15 protein-coding genes are annotated in these 16192 nt (G+C 63.5%); 10 read left to right on the plus strand and 5 right to left on the minus strand.

What is annotated here, in order from left to right; genetic code table 11:
• Nucleotides 1–87: 87 nt before the first annotated feature.
• Nucleotides 88–1395, minus strand: a complete 1308-nt coding sequence (locus AC6I6L_RS01195) for an acetamidase/formamidase family protein (RefSeq protein ID WP_497915888.1) — start codon at nucleotides 1393–1395, stop codon at nucleotides 88–90.
• Between the two features lie 162 nt (nucleotides 1396–1557).
• Between AC6I6L_RS01195 and AC6I6L_RS01200 the strand changes: the two genes are divergently transcribed.
• Together AC6I6L_RS01200 and AC6I6L_RS01205 are read left to right on the plus strand one after the other, a co-directional pair.
• The gene (locus tag AC6I6L_RS01200) at nucleotides 1558–1965 is read left to right on the plus strand and encodes a DUF2267 domain-containing protein (protein ID WP_497915889.1); all 408 of its coding nucleotides are present in this window, start codon (nucleotides 1558–1560) and stop codon (nucleotides 1963–1965) included.
• A gap of 71 nt (nucleotides 1966–2036) precedes the next feature.
• Complete coding sequence (locus AC6I6L_RS01205; protein WP_497915890.1) at nucleotides 2037–2195, plus strand: DUF7576 family protein; 159 nt, start codon at nucleotides 2037–2039, stop codon at nucleotides 2193–2195.
• 72 nt (nucleotides 2196–2267) lie between these two features.
• Here AC6I6L_RS01205 and AC6I6L_RS01210 read toward each other — a convergent pair whose 3' ends face one another.
• Nucleotides 2268–3224, minus strand: a complete 957-nt coding sequence (locus AC6I6L_RS01210) for a formyltetrahydrofolate deformylase (RefSeq protein WP_497915891.1) — start codon at nucleotides 3222–3224, stop codon at nucleotides 2268–2270.
• A gap of 368 nt (nucleotides 3225–3592) precedes the next feature.
• On the opposite strand from AC6I6L_RS01210, the gene AC6I6L_RS01215 reads away from it, so the two are divergent.
• From AC6I6L_RS01215 to AC6I6L_RS01230, 4 genes are all read left to right on the plus strand, one after another.
• Nucleotides 3593–3904 carry a HalOD1 output domain-containing protein gene (locus AC6I6L_RS01215; protein ID WP_497915892.1) on the plus strand — a complete coding sequence of 104 codons (312 nt, stop codon included), beginning with the start codon at nucleotides 3593–3595 and terminating at the stop codon, nucleotides 3902–3904.
• Nucleotides 3905–4175: 271 nt separating this feature from the next.
• Nucleotides 4176–4427: a phosphoribosylformylglycinamidine synthase subunit PurS gene (gene purS / locus AC6I6L_RS01220; RefSeq protein ID WP_497915893.1), complete on the plus strand. Its 252-nt coding sequence runs from the start codon at nucleotides 4176–4178 to the stop codon at nucleotides 4425–4427.
• Nucleotides 4428–5108, plus strand: a complete 681-nt coding sequence (purQ, locus tag AC6I6L_RS01225) for a phosphoribosylformylglycinamidine synthase I (protein ID WP_497915894.1) — start codon at nucleotides 4428–4430, stop codon at nucleotides 5106–5108. It abuts the gene before it with no gap.
• Between the two features lie 205 nt (nucleotides 5109–5313).
• Nucleotides 5314–8448 carry a PAS domain S-box protein gene (locus AC6I6L_RS01230; RefSeq protein ID WP_497915895.1) on the plus strand — a complete coding sequence of 1045 codons (3135 nt, stop codon included), beginning with the start codon at nucleotides 5314–5316 and terminating at the stop codon, nucleotides 8446–8448.
• 51 nt (nucleotides 8449–8499) lie between these two features.
• On the opposite strand, the gene AC6I6L_RS01235 is transcribed toward AC6I6L_RS01230, so the two are convergent.
• Nucleotides 8500–9600, minus strand: coding sequence for an archaeosine biosynthesis radical SAM protein RaSEA (locus tag AC6I6L_RS01235; RefSeq protein ID WP_497915896.1), 1101 nt, complete (start codon nucleotides 9598–9600; stop codon nucleotides 8500–8502).
• 151 nt (nucleotides 9601–9751) lie between these two features.
• The gene (locus tag AC6I6L_RS01240) at nucleotides 9752–9952 is read right to left on the minus strand and encodes an HVO_0649 family zinc finger protein (protein WP_497915897.1); all 201 of its coding nucleotides are present in this window, start codon (nucleotides 9950–9952) and stop codon (nucleotides 9752–9754) included.
• Between the two features lie 246 nt (nucleotides 9953–10198).
• On the opposite strand from AC6I6L_RS01240, the gene AC6I6L_RS01245 reads away from it, so the two are divergent.
• The 3 genes from AC6I6L_RS01245 to AC6I6L_RS01255 all read left to right on the plus strand — a co-directional run bounded on the left by AC6I6L_RS01245 (nucleotide 10199) and on the right by AC6I6L_RS01255 (nucleotide 14685).
• Nucleotides 10199–12082 (plus strand): bacterio-opsin activator domain-containing protein, encoded by a 1884-nt coding sequence (locus AC6I6L_RS01245; protein ID WP_497915898.1) that lies wholly within the window; start codon nucleotides 10199–10201, stop codon nucleotides 12080–12082.
• 180 nt (nucleotides 12083–12262) lie between these two features.
• Nucleotides 12263–12457 carry a DUF1328 family protein gene (locus AC6I6L_RS01250; protein ID WP_497915899.1) on the plus strand — a complete coding sequence of 65 codons (195 nt, stop codon included), beginning with the start codon at nucleotides 12263–12265 and terminating at the stop codon, nucleotides 12455–12457.
• Between the two features lie 302 nt (nucleotides 12458–12759).
• Nucleotides 12760–14685, plus strand: coding sequence for an aldehyde ferredoxin oxidoreductase family protein (locus AC6I6L_RS01255; RefSeq protein ID WP_497915900.1), 1926 nt, complete (start codon nucleotides 12760–12762; stop codon nucleotides 14683–14685).
• A gap of 138 nt (nucleotides 14686–14823) precedes the next feature.
• Here the strand turns inward: AC6I6L_RS01255 and AC6I6L_RS01260 are convergent, their stop codons facing one another.
• Entirely contained in the window at nucleotides 14824–15216 is a 393-nt protein-coding gene (locus tag AC6I6L_RS01260; RefSeq protein WP_497915901.1) for a helix-turn-helix domain-containing protein, read from the minus strand.
• 286 nt (nucleotides 15217–15502) lie between these two features.
• Here AC6I6L_RS01260 and AC6I6L_RS01265 point away from each other — a divergent pair, with 286 nt between their 5' ends.
• Nucleotides 15503–16159, plus strand: a complete 657-nt coding sequence (locus tag AC6I6L_RS01265) for a helix-turn-helix domain-containing protein (protein WP_497915902.1) — start codon at nucleotides 15503–15505, stop codon at nucleotides 16157–16159.
• Nucleotides 16160–16192: the final 33 nt, after the last annotated feature.

A 16192-nucleotide genomic window follows, 5' to 3' on the forward strand; every position in this document is an offset into this window, starting at 1 on the left:
GCCGGCGTCGATACCCGGATTCTGTATATGATTCGTCCGTAGCCGTCGCCATAGCCGCATCTGTTCGACCGATAGCACCAACCCAGCCTACAGATCGTACTGGCCGCGTACCAGGTGTGCCATCCCGCGCTCCTCGAGGACCTCCAGCGGCGCGAGCATATCGAGCTGGACGACGCCCGGCAGGCGGCCGATCTGGACACCGCCGGTGAACGTACACCGCGACCTGATCTCGCCCTCGCTCATGTCGAGCAGGGTGCCGGCGCGATCGAAAGCGTTCTGGGTCGCGTCGTTGATCGTCGCGCCGGAGCCGACGATCTGGATCGGTCCCATCTCGTCCTCGATGTCGACGCCGTGGGTCGCGGCGAGTTCGCGGCCCGTTTCGAGTTCGTCCTCGCTGTACGGTTTCGAGATGAACGGCAGGTCGTCCGCGTTCGGCAGCAGGATCGGGCCGTCGATCTCGAGGCCCTTGATTACCTCCACGTCCATTCGGACGGTGCCGCTGACGTCGGTCGTGTGGAGGGAGAGTTCGCCGTCGCCCTGGTTGGCGTGGAGGTCGCCCACGTAGACGCCCGCGCCGTCGACCTTGACGGGACAGATCAGCGTCGCCCCGGCGCGGACCTCGGGGATATCCATGTGCCCGTCGGTTCGTTCCTCGAGGTCCGCCTCGCTGTCGAGACCCCAGTCGTGGTCGGCACCGACGAGGAACTGGCCGAAGTCGCCGGCGTTGTGTGAATCCGGAAACTCGATCGGCGGGGTCGTGCCGACGTTGCCGATGAACGGGCGCAGTCGGCCCAGCGTTCCGGGCATCTCCGAGGGCTCGTAGAGCACGATCGGGTGCTGGCGCGAGTTCTCGGGGATGTCCATCACCTCCGCGGCGTTTTCGGCGAGGTCGTGCGCTCCCTCGGCGTCCATCGTGAGTCCGACGGTGTGGTCGTCGTCGAACGCGACGGTGTAGCCGTACTCGAAGCCGAAGGAGGACGCGTTCGCGCCACACTCCGCACAGCGGATGGCGTCCTCGCCAGTGCCCTCGATCACCGACTCCGGCCAGACGGTCCCGCACTCGGGACAGCGGTGGTCGACGAACGGGTCGGCGTCGAACGCCTCCTCGCGCTCGCGCATCGACCCCGTACTCGTCGCCATGCTCGTCACCTCGACCTCGCGGATCGTGAGCGAGACCGCGTCCCCGACCTCGGCGTTCTCGACGCGAACCGGCCGCGTTACTTCGTGTCCGCCGCGAAACGAGGGTGTGATCATCGGTCCCCAACAGCCCGGCGGCGTGTACGTCTCGATCGTCCCGCCGTCGGCGACGGTCCCCGCCCACTCCTGATCGGGACCGACGAGGCCGAGCGTGTACTGGTCGACGGAGAGCGTTTGCTGAACTTCTCGTTGTGCCATAGCATACCACGTTACGACGGTTTCGCAGATAAACCGTGCAGTGGCATCGATGTCAGTCGTGTCGAGAGTCTCGGAGGTGTCGAGGGTGGCGAGGACGGAAGCCAGGTCACCCTTGCAATTGAGCGCCCAACGTCGAACCGAGCCGGGATCGAAGCCCGGAACGTGCAAGACGAGGAGTTCTACGGACTCGTACAGGAAGCGGGGCATATAGACACGATCGATCGCGCACGGGTCGCAGCCCAGGCCGTCCTCGAAACGCTCGGCGAGAGCCTCAGCGGCGGTCAGGCCGAGGACGTCGCGCGTCAGTTGCCGGGCGAACTGGCTGGACATCTCGAACACGCCGACCGCGACGCGGCCGGCTACGACGGCGAGGCGTTTACCGATCGCGTGAGCGACCAGCTTCGCGGGACCGACGTCGATCCAGACGACGCGGTGCGGTACGCTGATGCGGTTACCGACGCACTCGCCGTCGCGCTTACCCAGGGGCAGTTACAGGACCTGAAAGCACAACTCGACGACGACCTTCACCCGCTGTTCGAGGGTGTTACGGTCGACCGAGAACAGGTGTGAGCGCGGGGCGGCCGCGATCGAGTCCGACGAAACAGGACCCTTAAAGTAACCGTCGTCCCTCCGTTTGCCTAATGGCTGAGTCGACGGAATCGGACGGACCCGCCTGTCATCTCTGTGGTGACCCAGTAGAAGAGACCGGTGAACAGCGAGTCGTGAGCACTGTCGAGGACGACGAGGCGGTTCATACCTATTTCTGCGGCGACGACTGTCTGGCGTCCTGGGAAGCGTGACCGGACGGTAGGGCCAGTCGCGTCGAACGGCGACGATCGACCTCGCTGGCCGGTAGACCGCGGAGCCAGCAGTTACTCCGATTGGCTGTCTGCGACGATCGTTCCGATGCCGTCGATCGGGCGATCGGGCGTGAACTCGTCGATTTCCTCGGGCAAACCGAGCTGGTAGTCGGTGCCGTTTTTGCGAACGCTCGTGCGGCCGCGGTGGACGGAGACGTCGCCGTTGAGGTGGAGTCGGACGGCTTCGAGCAGTGCGTCGGCTTCCAGCGGTTGTCCGCGGCGTTTCATCTCGTCGAGGTCGGCGTCGTCGGGAACGTCGAACGCCCGCTGGGTGATGATCGGTCCTTGATCGAGGTCGGTGGTCACGTAATGGGCGGTGACGCCGGCGACGCGGACGCCGTCGTCGAGGGCCTGTCGGTAGGCTTCCGCACCGGGGAACGCCGGCAACAGGGAGGGGTGGACGTTGATGATCCGATCCTCGTAGCGGAAGACGACGTTTGGCGAGAGGATGCGCATGTAGCGAGCGAGGACGATGAGGTCGACCTCGTACTCTGCGAGCACGTCGAGTAGTTCGTCCTCGTTTTGCTGGCCACCCGCGTCGCCAATGTCGTGAAACGGCACGTCGTAGTGGTCGGCAAGCGGCTCGAGGTCGTCGTGGTTGCCGATGACGACGCCGATGTCCGCCCCGAGATCGTCGTTGGCCCACGCCTCGAACAGCGCCTCGAGACAGTGGCTCTCTTTCGTCACGAGGACGGCGATCTGCTGGTGGTCTCGATCGGCCGGGAACCGAACCTGGACGTCGAGTCCGAGGTCCTCACCGAGTTCCTGTAGATCCGTCCGGAGCGTCTCCTCGGTACAGACCATCTCCGAGGTGTCGACGGCGAGGTACATCCGAAACACGCCGTCTCGAACCGCCTGATCGAGGTCCTCGATGTTGATCCCGCGCTCGAACAGCAGGCTCGTGACGCGAGCGATCAGTCCGGTATCGTCTCCCCCAATGACCGTGATTTCGGTCAGGTCAGTCGTCATCCTGCCACCTCCGCTCGAGCGTGCGTCGATCCATCAGTACGATTGCTGTCCACGGGCGGCTAAAAACCCTGCTTTCCGCGGTTGCGCGCGCGTGTGTCTTTCTAACACGGATCCTGCTCTAACGCGGGCCTTGCAGCGATCGGGATAACACAAATCCCGAACGGCAATCGCGGTCGGATCGTCCGTGCCGCAGTCTCGGCCTCTCGGACCGACGTCAGACAATCGGTCGGTGCCGATCGCCGTCCCGTCGACTACTTCTATTAATTTCGTCGTACAAAACCACGTATATTGTCTGACGGGTGTTTATGCTCTTCGCGGTGGTGGCACAGAATGTCACACGACGTGACACTCATCGAACGGTGAACACAATGACGGTACTACGATCGGATCACGGCGGTGCTGGGATCGACTCGACGCGGGAGACGGCTGTCGTCTCTCACGACTGGGCGAGCGAGCGATCGCTCGCGACGACGATCGTCTCGACGGTCGCGACCCTCGCCGGGACGGACCCGGCGGAAGTCGATCGACTCTACGATCGAATCGATCCGGACAGTCTGGAGGCGATCTTCGAGCCGGCAAACGAGTCGGCCCATCGCAACGACGGCAGGCTCACGTTTCGACTGGACGACTATTCGGTGACGGTCCACGCCAGCGGTACCATTGTCGTCACGCGCGGGTAGTAAGTTGACGGCACCCGACAGCTACCGTCCGACTGCAAACGCCACCGGCGAGGCCGACGGCCGGCCGCCGCCAGTATCCGATAGCCAACGCCGCCGACCGATCGCTGCTGGCGATCCCGCGGGAGGCGGCGACGCTGTGGTCACGTCGCGTCTTCAGCTTCCGAGGGCGTCACCCCCGACCGCCCCGTCGCCCCACAGAGGGATATCCACGAACGTGTATCACACCCGAAAGTCGAAAGCGTTTTTGAGCACGGATACGGGCTTCAACGTAATGACCGCCTACACCGCGACGGTGACGGTTCGACTCAAACGCGGCGTTCTGGATCCCGAAGCCGAGACCACAAAAAAGGCCCTCGAGCGCCTCGGTTTCGAACTCGAGGGTCTCCGATCGGCCGATCGGTTCGAGGTCGATCTCGACGCCGAGTCCGAGGAAGCCGCCGTCGAGCGCGCAAGCGAGATGGCAGAACGATTGCTCGCGAACCCGACCATCCACGACTACGACGTGGAGGTCGACGATCGGTAGATGACGATCGCAATAATCCGATTCGGTGGCTCGAACTGCGATCGCGACGCCGAACTCGCCCTCTCCCATCTCGGTATCGACGCCGAAATCGTCTGGCACGAGGACGGCTTGCCCGCAGAAACCACGGGGATCATGCTTCCCGGCGGCTTCTCCTACGGGGATTATCTTCGCGCGGGCGCGATGGCCGCCCGCTCGCCAATCATGGCCGAGGTCCGTGAGGCTGCCGCAGACGGCGTTCCCGTTCTCGGCGTCTGCAACGGCGCACAGGTCGGTTGCGAGTCGGGGCTTACCGAGGGAGCGTTCACCACGAACGAGAGCGCCCGCTTCCAGTGTGAACACGTCTATCTCCGGGTCGAGCGCGCCGATACCCCCTGGACCGAGGCCTACGCGGACGGCGAGGTCATCGAGGTCCCGATCGCTCACGGCGAAGGGCGCTACGAGATCCGGGACGATCGACTCGCAGAACTCGAGGACGACGATCGGGTGCTCTTTCGGTACTGCGACGAGAACGGCGAAATCAGCGACGACGTGAACCCGAACGGTTCGAAACACAACGTCGCGGGCGTCCTCGGTAAGACCGACTCCGTCGCGGTGTTGATGCCCCATCCCGAACGCGCCACGCTCCCGGATATCGGGCCGACGGACGGACAGGGCGTTCTCCGCGGCTTCGACACCGCCTGAGGGTTCGCTCCCGACCGTTCCACGCACGACTCTTCGTTCCATTCCGTGGGAGTTGGTTCACCCCCCTTCCGTGGGAGTTGGTTCACCCCCTTCCGTGGGAGTTGGTTCAACAGGACCGAACTACAACTCAGTTAGTGAGTAGAGTCGAACTATCATTACCCCCTGGTTCGTTAGTCTTGCCAACCACCAACTGGAGAATCCGCCCATGGCACCCGGAATCCGAGTTGTGTACGCCGATTCTGCCGCGACCGGCGACGTCACGTCTGCGGTCGGTAGCGCCGGGTTCGCGATCGATGTCGTCACGACGGCGACTGCTTGCCTGGGGCAGGCACCGACGGTCGACTGTGCGGTGGTCTCCGATCGGCTTCCCGACGCCGACTGCGTCGATCTCTGTCAGCGACTTCGGGATCGCCATCCCGAACTGCCGATCGTCGCGTTCCCGACCGACGGGAGCGAGGCGCTCGCCGGCGAGGCGATCGCAGCGGGTGCCGACGGCTACGTGCCACGATCGCAGGGCGTCGACACCCTCCTCACGCGGTTGTCCGACCTCGACGTCGGGCGCGATCGATCGACCCGGTATCCTACCAATCGTCTTGCGCTGCTGATCGAACAGTCACCGCTTGCGATCATCGAGTGGACCCTCGAGTTCGAGGTGCGCAACTGGAACCCTGCTGCGACCGAGTTGTTCGGGTACACCGCATCGGAAGCGACGGGGCGGTCGGTGTGGGATCTGATCGTCCCCGACGATATTCGAGCGGAGATCGAATCCTACCGAGACTTGCTCGTCGACGGAGAGAGCGGGAGGTCGGTCACCCGTCGCGTCGATCGGAACGTTTGCAAAGACGGGACGTCGCTCACCTGCGAGTGGTTCAACACGCCGCTGGTCGACGAGAACGGCGAGGTCGTCAGCGTGATCTCGTTCGCCCAGGACGTCACGCAGGACATCAAACGGGCGAACGCGCTCGAAGCGCTCCAGGAAACCACCCACGAATTGATGCGCGCGGAGTCGGTCGCGGAAATCGGTGAGATCGTCATGGACGCGACCGACCACGTGATCGATCGCTCCCTCGCGGGTATCAGGTTCTACGACCCGGATGCGGATGCCCTCAGGATCGCGGGAACGACCGATGAACTCGACTCACACAGCGGGACGTTGTCGACCATCGAACCCGGCGACGGGCTTCTCTGGGACGTCTTCGACTCCCAGGAACCGACTGTTGTCGACGACGCTTCGGACGACATGGTGCCGTACGATCTCGATCATCCCGTCGGCAACGCAACGCTGCACCCGCTCGGGGGGCACGGCCTGCTGACGGTCGCCTCGGCCGGAGAGGACGACCTCGACGTCGTCGACATCCATCTCGTTCACGTGCTCGCGGCGAGTGCGGAGGCCGCTCTCGATCGAGCCGTGCGCGAACGCGAACTCGAACGGACGAAGACCGTCGTCGAGACCGTCGGCGACAGCATCTACGCGCTCGATCACCGCGGCCGGTTTCTCACCGTCAACGACACGTTGACGGAGCTACTCGGATACGATCGCGACGACCTCATCGGCGAACACGTCTCGACGATCCTCACCGACGAGAGCGTCGAGCGAGGGAGAACGCGAGTTCGGTCGCTCGTCTCGGCCGCCGACGATCGGGTCGAAACATACGAAGTGACGGCCGAGAGCCGCGACGGCGAGCGGATTCCAGGGGAGGTCACCATGCGGCTGTTGCGGACCGACGACGAACTCGAGGGCACCGTTGGCATCTTCCGCGACATCAGCGATCGCAAGCGGATGGAGCGAGAACTGGTCGATCGCAAGGCCAAAATCGAGAGCCTCCACGAAATCGCATCCCAACTCGAGGACTGTGAGAGTTGCGAGGCGGTATTCGAACTGACGACCGAGGCGGCCGAGAAGGTGTTGAATTTCGACGTCTGCGTCGCAAACCGCGTCGACGGCGACTATCTCGAGAACGCGGCAATCTCCTCGCGGATCGACGATGCCCACTACACGGAGCGGATTCACGTCGACGAGGGAATCGCCGGGAAAACGTATCGCACCCAGCAAACGTACCGTATTGGGAATATTGCTGACGTCGACGATACTGCAGCCGAGATCGGCAGCTACCGATCGCTACTCAGCGCCCCGATCGGGAGCCACGGCGTTTTCCAGGCAGTCTCGACGGACCGTGATGCGTTCGACGCCGCCGATGAAGAACTCGCGGAATTGCTGCTTTCGCACGTGGTCGACACGCTCGATCGACTCGCCTTCGAGGCGGAACTCAAGGCGGAACGCGATCGGTTCGTGGCGTTGTTCGAGAACGTTCCCGACGCCGTCGTCAACGTCCGAGAGCTGGGGTCCGACCCAGTCGTCGAGGAAGTCAACCCCGCGTTCGAGCGGATTTTCGGCTACGAGGAGGCGGCGGTCGTGGGTGAATCGATCGATCGATTCGTCGTTCCCGCCGATCGAGCGGCGGAGGCCGACCGACTCAACGCACAGGGCGGGCGGGGAGAACCAGTCGAAGCGGAGGTCAAACGCCGAACGGCCGACGGGCTCCGGGATTTCATGCTCCGGGTCGTCCCCAGAGAGATGGACGAACAGTCCGATCGGGCGTTTGGTCTCTATACGGACATCACCGAACAGAAACAGCGCCAGCAACGCGTCGAGATCTTAAACCGCGTGTTGCGCCACGACTTGCGAAACGGGATGAACATCATCAGCGGCTGTGCCCAACTGCTCGCTGACGCCGTCGACAGCGAGGACGTCGAACACGCGGAGACGATCCAACACCGGGCGACCGAACTCATCGATCTCGCTGAAAAGACCCGCGCCGTCGAGCGAACGCTCGAGTACGACGAGCGCTCCCGCTGTCCGATCGACGTCGCTGATGCCATCCTGCAGGTGGTCTCGCAGTTCGAGTCGGCGTATCCGGCGGTCGATCTCACCTGTTCGGTCACCGACGGTCTCTACGCTCGGACTGACGAGTACTTCGAGACGGCCGTGATGCAGGTACTCGAGAACGCGGTCGAACACAACGACGAGCGGACGCCGGTCGTCGAAATTGAGCTGTCCGAGTCTCGGGACACTGGGATGGCGACGCTTTCGATCACCGACAACGGTCCCGGTATGCCGGCCGAGGAACGGGCGCTTCTTCAGGAAGACGAGGAAATCACCCAGCTTCGCCACACCAGCGGTCTCGGCCTCTGGCTGGTCAACTGGGTCGTTACTCGGGCGGGCGGGCGGCTTACGTTCGAGGAAAACGACCCGCGGGGGACGATTGTCGAACTCCAGATTCCGCTGGCCGACCCGGAGTCCCCCGGCCCGGCACTCGGTGGGCCGACGACCACCGAGTGATCGACTCCACCGGTTCGATCGTGGTCTCAACACGGGCCCGAGAGCCGTCCGCTACCGCGTCAGCGGCTGGTTGAAGCTCCGTTCGCGTTCCATCACGACTTCCCAGGTCAGTTCGCAGTCACAGGAGACTTGCTCGAACACCGACGGATCCTGCCGGAGGTCGAAGTCCTTGATCGCCTTCTGGACGAGGTCGTCGCATTCCTGACAGTTGTGCGGCCCGCGATCGGAGCCGTGGCCGACGGGATCGGAGACGACGATCGCGTCCACGTCCGCGGTTTCTTCGAGGACGTGAGCGACCGACCAGAGCCACGGCGGGCGGTAGCCGTCGTTGAAGTAGAGTTCGTCGACCATGGTGTAGCGCTGGACGTTACAGGGGTTCATCGAGACGGTGTGACAGCCGTCGACCTCGGCACAGCGCTCGATCGAGGAGAGCATGTCGTCGACGGCCTCGCTCTCGGTGAGGAAGGGCGGTTTCATCAGGAGGTACGCCTTGATGCCAGCGTCGGCGTCGCCGCCTGCCTCTTCGTTCGCGGCCGCAGCCTCGGCGCAGGCCGCCTCGAAGTCCGCGAAGTCGAAGTACTTGTTCACGCAGTCGTGTCGCACCCGATCGGTGGCGGTCTCCAGTCCGATCGCGACGTCGGTGTCGATTCCGTGTTGGGTGAAGTCACCGATCTTCTCGCGATCGACGAAATCGGGAAGCGATTCGACGACCATGCGCTCGCGGTCCGCGAAGGTCTCAGCGATCGCCCGGCGGGTTTCCGCGCCGACCTCGCGCTCGTCGAGGAACGACCCCGAGGTGTAGATCTTGATGAGTTCGGCGGGGTCGTCGCCGTCGGTTTCCTCGTGGTCGAGACAGACGTCGATCTGGTCCATCAGGGCCTCGTGGCTCACGCTGCCGCCGTCGACGCTCTCAGCGACGTAACCGCACATCGTACAGCCGCCGGCGCGGGCCCAGCGACAGCCGCCAGTGTTGAGAATGATCGTCAGGCTTCGTTTGACGCCCGTCGGGGTGTTGTCCTCGTCGAGCCAGACGCGGGTCGGCTCGTGGGGATCGTAGCTCGCCTCTTTTCGCGAGCGGATCTCCCGCATCACCTTGTTGTGGGCGTCCATGCCCTTGCCCTGCTCGTAGACGTCGGGCGTGGGTTTACTCATTGTTCGATGCAAGCGGCCCGGTACCTAAAGCGGCTTCGTCTGACCTCGATCGCGTGTCGCTCGTTCGTACCGACAGACCGATCGTGGTCTCTGTCCACAGCGCTTTGGAAACCCTGGCCCGAAGGTGGCCGTCGATCGGTGAGGTATCGGTTCAGGCTCCCTCGCCCAGACGCATGACTCTGGTCTCGACGGCGTGGCAGGTCGGACAGACGAACTGGTACTGGACGCGACTTCCGGAGGTGGTGACGCGCCAGCCGCCATCTTCGTCGAGGTACCCACACTCACCACAGCGGACATCGGAATCCTCGTACTTCGCCCGGAGACGCTCGAAGGGGGATCGGAATGAAGTCATATGTTACCATAGAACGTGATAAGATATAACATTCGGGGGCGACTATTCCAGCCAGTCTGGGTATTCCACCCGTAGTGGAAGCCCTGCCGTTCACGGCGGGCGAGGATGTCACCGACGGCAAGTCAACTCGATCGAATATTCGGGTCGAACGAAAGGGATTCGATCGTATCGGTTGGTCCTCCGGGACCGCCGGTTTCGGTGTTCGGACCACCATGGTTCTTGAGCCTGCCCTTCCTATGTAGGTCTATGAACTCTGTCGACACGGGAGGTGGTGGGTCGGAGACGACGGCCGAAGCCGCGCTCTCGCACGTCGTCGACCCCGTCGTGGCGGTTACCGACGGGATGGTGACGTACGCCAACGGGGCTGCGCGAAAACTGCTGGACCTGCCGGAAACAAGTGGCGACACCGCCGGTGAGACCGTCCAGTGGGACGGTAACGAAATCCTCGCCCCCTACTGGACCGCCCTCGAAACCGCCATCAGCGAGACGACGGTCGGAACCGCTCGAAACGTCTCCCTCGAACACGGTCAGTACGACGCCCGCGTCCACCGCGGCGACGGCGGGGTGACGATTACCTTCGAACCCGCCGCCGACGACGGAACCCAGACCAGCGATCGCGCCGTCAAAGACCGAGCGATCAACGAAGCGCCGGTCGGTATCTCCATCTCCGATCCAGACCGCCCGGACAACCCGCTTGTCTACATCAACGACGCCTACACGGAGCTCACCGGCTACAGCTTCGACGAAGTCGTCGGTCGGAACTGTCGGCTGTTGCAGGGTGAGAAATCCGACCCCGACGCGATCGCTGCGATGCGGGCGGCGATCGACGAGGACCGACCGGTTACCGTCGAACTCGTCAACTACCGCAGGGACGGCAGCGAGTTCTGGAACGAAGTGACGATCGCGCCCGTTCGCGACGACGGCGGCGAGGTGACCAACTACGTCGGCTTCCAGAACGACATTACGGCCCGAAAGGAGGCCGAACTCGCCCTCGAACAGCGCACGGCGGAACTCGAGTACATCCTCGATCGGGTGGAGGGGCTGATCCAGGACGTCACCGACGTCGTCGCAGGATCGACCTCCCGGTCGGAGCTCGAGGCCGCAGTTTGCGACCGAATCGCGGCCGAAGCAGCCTACGACGGCGTCTGGATCGGTGAACGAAATCCGGCTATCGGATCGATCGAGGTCCGTGCGAGCGCGGGCATCGATCCCGAAGACGTGCCGGCCGAGGCGGACCATCCGGCTGCCCAGACGCTCGCGACGGACGAGGTCACCGTCTCGACGATCGACGGAACGACACACGCCGCGTTTCCGCTGACCTACAACGGCATCGAGTACGGCGTGTTGACGGTCTGTACGGACCGCGATCGCTCCGTCGACGAGCGCGAAACGGTGATCCTCTCCGCGCTCGCTCGCGCGGTCGCAAGCGGGGTCAACGCTCGCGAAACGAGCCGAATGCTCGCCACCGACGCCGTCGTCGCCGTCGATCTCGAGCTCTCCGACCGATCGATCGCCCCGATTGCCCTCTCCGCCGAGGCTGACTGTCACCTCGAGTACCGGCGATCGGTCCACCACACCGACGACGAGACGGCCTCGCTGTTTACCGTGACCGGGACCAGCGCGGCCGAGCTGAGGGCGGCCGCGGCGAACCTTCCCGAAGTCGATCTCACCGTCCTCGTCGAACGCGAGGGTGCAGACACCTGTCTGATCGAACTCTTCGGCGAGGACGACCTCGTCGGGTGGCTCTCGGATCGCGGCGTCAGAACACAGGCGATCGAAAGCGAGGGCGGTAGCGCCCGACTAACCCTCGAAATTCCGCGATCGGCGGACGTCCGATCGGTCGTCGAAGCCGTCGAGGAACGCTATGAAGGGACGAACGTCCTTTCGTTCCAGCAGCGCGAACGCGACGCCGAGACCCGCCAGGAGTTCGCCGCGCGCCTCGAAGAGAAACTCACCGATCGACAGTTCGGTGCGTTACAGCGAGCCTATCTGGGCGGCTACTTCGAGTGGCCCCGGCCGACGACGGGCGAAGAGCTCGCCCAGTCGATGAACGTCTCCCGCCCAACCTTCCACGAACACCTGCGATCGGCTGAAGGGAAACTCTGTCGCGCGTTCTTCGGGGACGAGTGATCGACTCGAGGCGACGCGCTTCGGGAGCGATCGATCGATTCGAGGCGGCGCGCTTCGGGAACGAGTAGGCCTCGAAGCGACGCTGTAATTCGTTGAACGGCAGCTTACTGGTCTGTAGTGGCTTCTTAGCCCGTCGGACGGTCGCCGCGGTTTATATGACCCGGCGTGGGAGCCACATCCATGCTCGAACTCACAGCGCTGACGCCGCTACAGGTCGGCGGCGGCGAATTTCTGTACTGGGCAGTGATTTTCTTCGTCCTCGCGGTCGTCGCCGCCGCCGTCGGTGCCCGCGGCGTCGCCGGCATCTCCATGGAGATCGCGCGCATCTTCGTGTTGATCTTCATCATCCTCGCGATCGTCGCGTTACTGCTATAGCGGAGCCCGGTATTTCGGGCCCGACTCACCCTCACGTCGCGTTTGTCCGCCCACCGCCGATCGCGGTCGATCGTCATCGCATCCGAACGCGCGACCGACCGTAATCGCGTCCGAACGCGATCGGTTGTGGTTTCACGATCGCAGAAATTGCCAGTCCGCGGAATCGTCCGGAAGCGACGGTGATATCCTTTTTTATCGCGGTGATCGCAAACCGCCGTTTCAGTCCCCGTAACGTGAATCGGTTACATCCCGTTGGGAACCACTAACATCCTCCATGCCGTAGATAATAGATAGGGTTTACCATGACAGAACTCGGCGGATTTCAAGACAGGGTCGCCCGCATCGATCTCTCGGATGGGGAGGTCGCCTACGAGTCGATCGACGACGAGGACGCGACGAAGTATATCGGTGCGCGAGGGCTGGGGGTAAAGTACGTCTTCGAGAAGGGGGCGGACGTGGATCCGCTCGGTCCCGACAATCTGCTGGCGTTCATGAACGGCCCGCTCTCGGGGACGCAGGTGACGATGAGCGGCCGAATCGCGGTCTGTACGAAGTCGCCGCTGACCGGCACCGTCACCGACAGCCACCACGGCGGCTGGTCCGGCGCGCGCCTCAAGTGGGCCGGTTTCGACGGCCTGCTGTTCGAGGGCGAGGCCGACGAGCCGGTGTACGCCGTCGTCGAGGACGGCGAGGTCGAACTGCGGGACGCCTCCCACCTCTGGGGGAACGGCTTCCACGAGACCCGCGATACGATCGAGGAAGAAGTAGAGGGTTCCTACGGCAAGAACCTGAGCATCATGGGAATCGGTCCCGGCGGCGAGAACGGGGTCAAGTACGCCTGCATCATGAACGAGGACGATCGGTCCTCGGGACGCGGCGGCACCGGCTGCGTGATGGGGTCGAAGAACCTCAAGGCGGTCGTCGTCAAGTCCTCGACGAAGATGCCCAAGCCGGCCGACTCGGAGACGTTCAAGGAGGGCCACCAGCAGGCGATGCAGGCGATTCAGGAGTCCGACGTTACCGCGCCCAACGAGGGTGGCCTCTCCCAGTTCGGGACGAACGTCCTGATGAACATCACCGAGGAGATGGACGGGCTGCCGACGCGCAACGCGAAGTACACCTCGACGCGAAGTATGCGCGACGCGGAAGGCGCGACCCTCGACGCCGAGGAGGTCTCCGGCGAGAACGTCCGCGAGAACATCCTCGTGGACGAACCCACGTGTCACTCCTGTCCGGTCGCCTGCAAGAAGGAAGTCGAAGTCCAGACGATGCACAAAGGCGAGGAGATGAACGTCCGGATGGAGTCCTACGAGTACGAGTCCGCGTTCGCACTCGGTCCCAACTCCGGGCACACCGAACGCGACGACATCGCCCTCATGATCGATCGCTGTAATGACATGGGCGTCGACACGATCGAGGTCGGCAACATGATGGCGATGGCGATGGAGATGACCGAGGAGGGCAAGATAGACGACGTCGGGGCACTCGACTGGGGCGACTCCGAGACCATGATCGACATGATCGAGCAGATCGCCCACCGCGAGAACGACCTCGCGGACCTGCTCGCGGAAGGCGCACGCCGCGTCGCCGAGCGGATGAACGCCCACGACAACTCCCTCGCTGTCAAAGGCCAGACCATCCCCGCTTACGATCCCCGCTGCATGAAGGGGATGGGAATCGGCTACGCCACCTCGAACCGCGGGGCCTGCCACCTGCGCGGGTACACGCCCGCCGCGGAGATTCTCGGCATCCCCGAGAAAGTCGATCCCTACGAGTGGGAGGGCAAGGGCGAACTCACGGCGGCCTTCCAGGACCTCCACGCGATCAGCGACTCGTTCGACATCTGCAAGTTCAACGCGTTCGCTGAGGGAATCGAGGAGTACGTCCTCCAGTACAACGGCATGACCGGTCTCGATGTCGACGAGGACGACCTGCTCGAAGCCGGCGAGCGCGTCTACAACCTCGAGCGGTACTACAACAACCTCGCGGGCTTCGACGGTAGCGACGACTCGCTGCCAGACCGGTTCCTCGAAGACGGCATCCGCGGCCAGGGTGCAAGCGAGGGCGAGTACTGCGAACTCGAGGAGATGAAAGCCGAGTACTACGACCACCGCGGCTGGGTCGACGGCGTCGTTCCCGACGAGAAACTCGACGAACTCGGCATCGACATCGGTCCCGGAACGGGAGTCAGCAGCGAGGGCGGCGCAGCGGCACCGAGCGACGACTGACCTGACGGACGGGGTTTTCTTTCCGATTTTCGGTGTGTGACACGACGAGTACCGATCGCTGATCGGCACTCCCCGTTTATCGATCGATAACGACCGGTACAAAAACAGTCTCGATGGCTACACGTGAATCGAAGGCGATCAGTCGCCGGCAACGGCGGACATCGACTCCGACTCGGTTCCGGCGTCGGGTTGCGTGAGTTCGATTTCGACGCTTCCCGCATCACCAACGGAGACGACGACGTCGTCGAAGTTCTTGCGATACTCCGCGGCGTGTTTGCCAGAGGTGTTGATCCGGACGCGCTCGTCGACGAGGTCGGCGTCAGCCAGTTTCTCGACTTTTCGGTAGGCAGTCGAGGTCGGAATCTCACACTGCTCTGCGAGTTCGGTCGCTGTCAGCGCCTCGTCGGCCGTCGCCTCGAGAATCGATCGGCAGTCGTCGTCGTCGAGCGCGGAGAGGACCGCCTGCGGGTCGACGTTCTCTTCCGTCGGCCATCCGGATCGTGTCGTAGGTCCGCGGTTCATCGTAGACATCGGTTTCTACTCTATACTACCGGGCAGTCCCCCTCCAAATGAGTCCCAATAAATACAGGGGCCTTTATATCGGGGCTGCTATTTCTACCGTCTTATTCGTCCCCGTCCGCTCCCGCGCGTTCGCTCGTAATCGAGTAATCGAGCGACCCGCAGCGAGTGCTGTGACATCCCGCGAGCCGTGGGCAACGCGGTTGGCAGCACAAACACGAACACGTTCGCCCTGGCCGCCAACACGTCCGTCCGCGGGGCGGAGGGTTTAGAAGGATGGAACTCACATAATTCGATAATGCCGTCGGGAATTCGTGCAGAGATCCGGATCGACGATCCGGACGGGTGCGTGGTCGCACAAGCAGCCGCCGAAACGAGCGCCACGGCACAATCGGTGACCAAAAGCGTCGATCCGGCCGCCCCCGATCGACTGACCGAGGAGTTCATGCTCAACGCCGAGTCGGTTCCCGACGAGTTCGACACCGACGTCGATCTGGTGGAGATTTTCTCCTACGGCTCGAAGTCGGTCTACCGGTTCCAGCGAGAACTCGAACGAGGCTGTCCCTGCGAATCGATCGAGCGCTTTGACTGTCCGGTCGTCGACCTCCGCGCGAAGGGGTCGTCGCTGTTCCTTACGTTTCACGCGCCGGACATGAAGGGGTTGCAGGCGATTATCGGGGCGTTACAGGATCGCCACGACGGCCTCGACGTCCAGCGACTGCTCCAGTCCGAACAGGACCACGCCGATCGGAACCTCGTCTTCGTCGATCGATCGACGCTGACCGATCGCCAGCTGGAAGTCCTCGAGACGGCCCACGAGATGGGGTATTTCGACCACCCCAAACAGGCAAACGCCGGGGAGGTCGCAGAGGAACTCGGGATCACCGGCACGACGTTTACCGAACACCTCGCGGCCGCACAGACGAAACTGCTCGATGCGATTCTCGACGCCTGAGCATCGCCCTATAAGAACGCTTCGGGACCTACT

It is taken from the genome of Halosolutus sp. DAT137, from assembly GCF_059736405.1.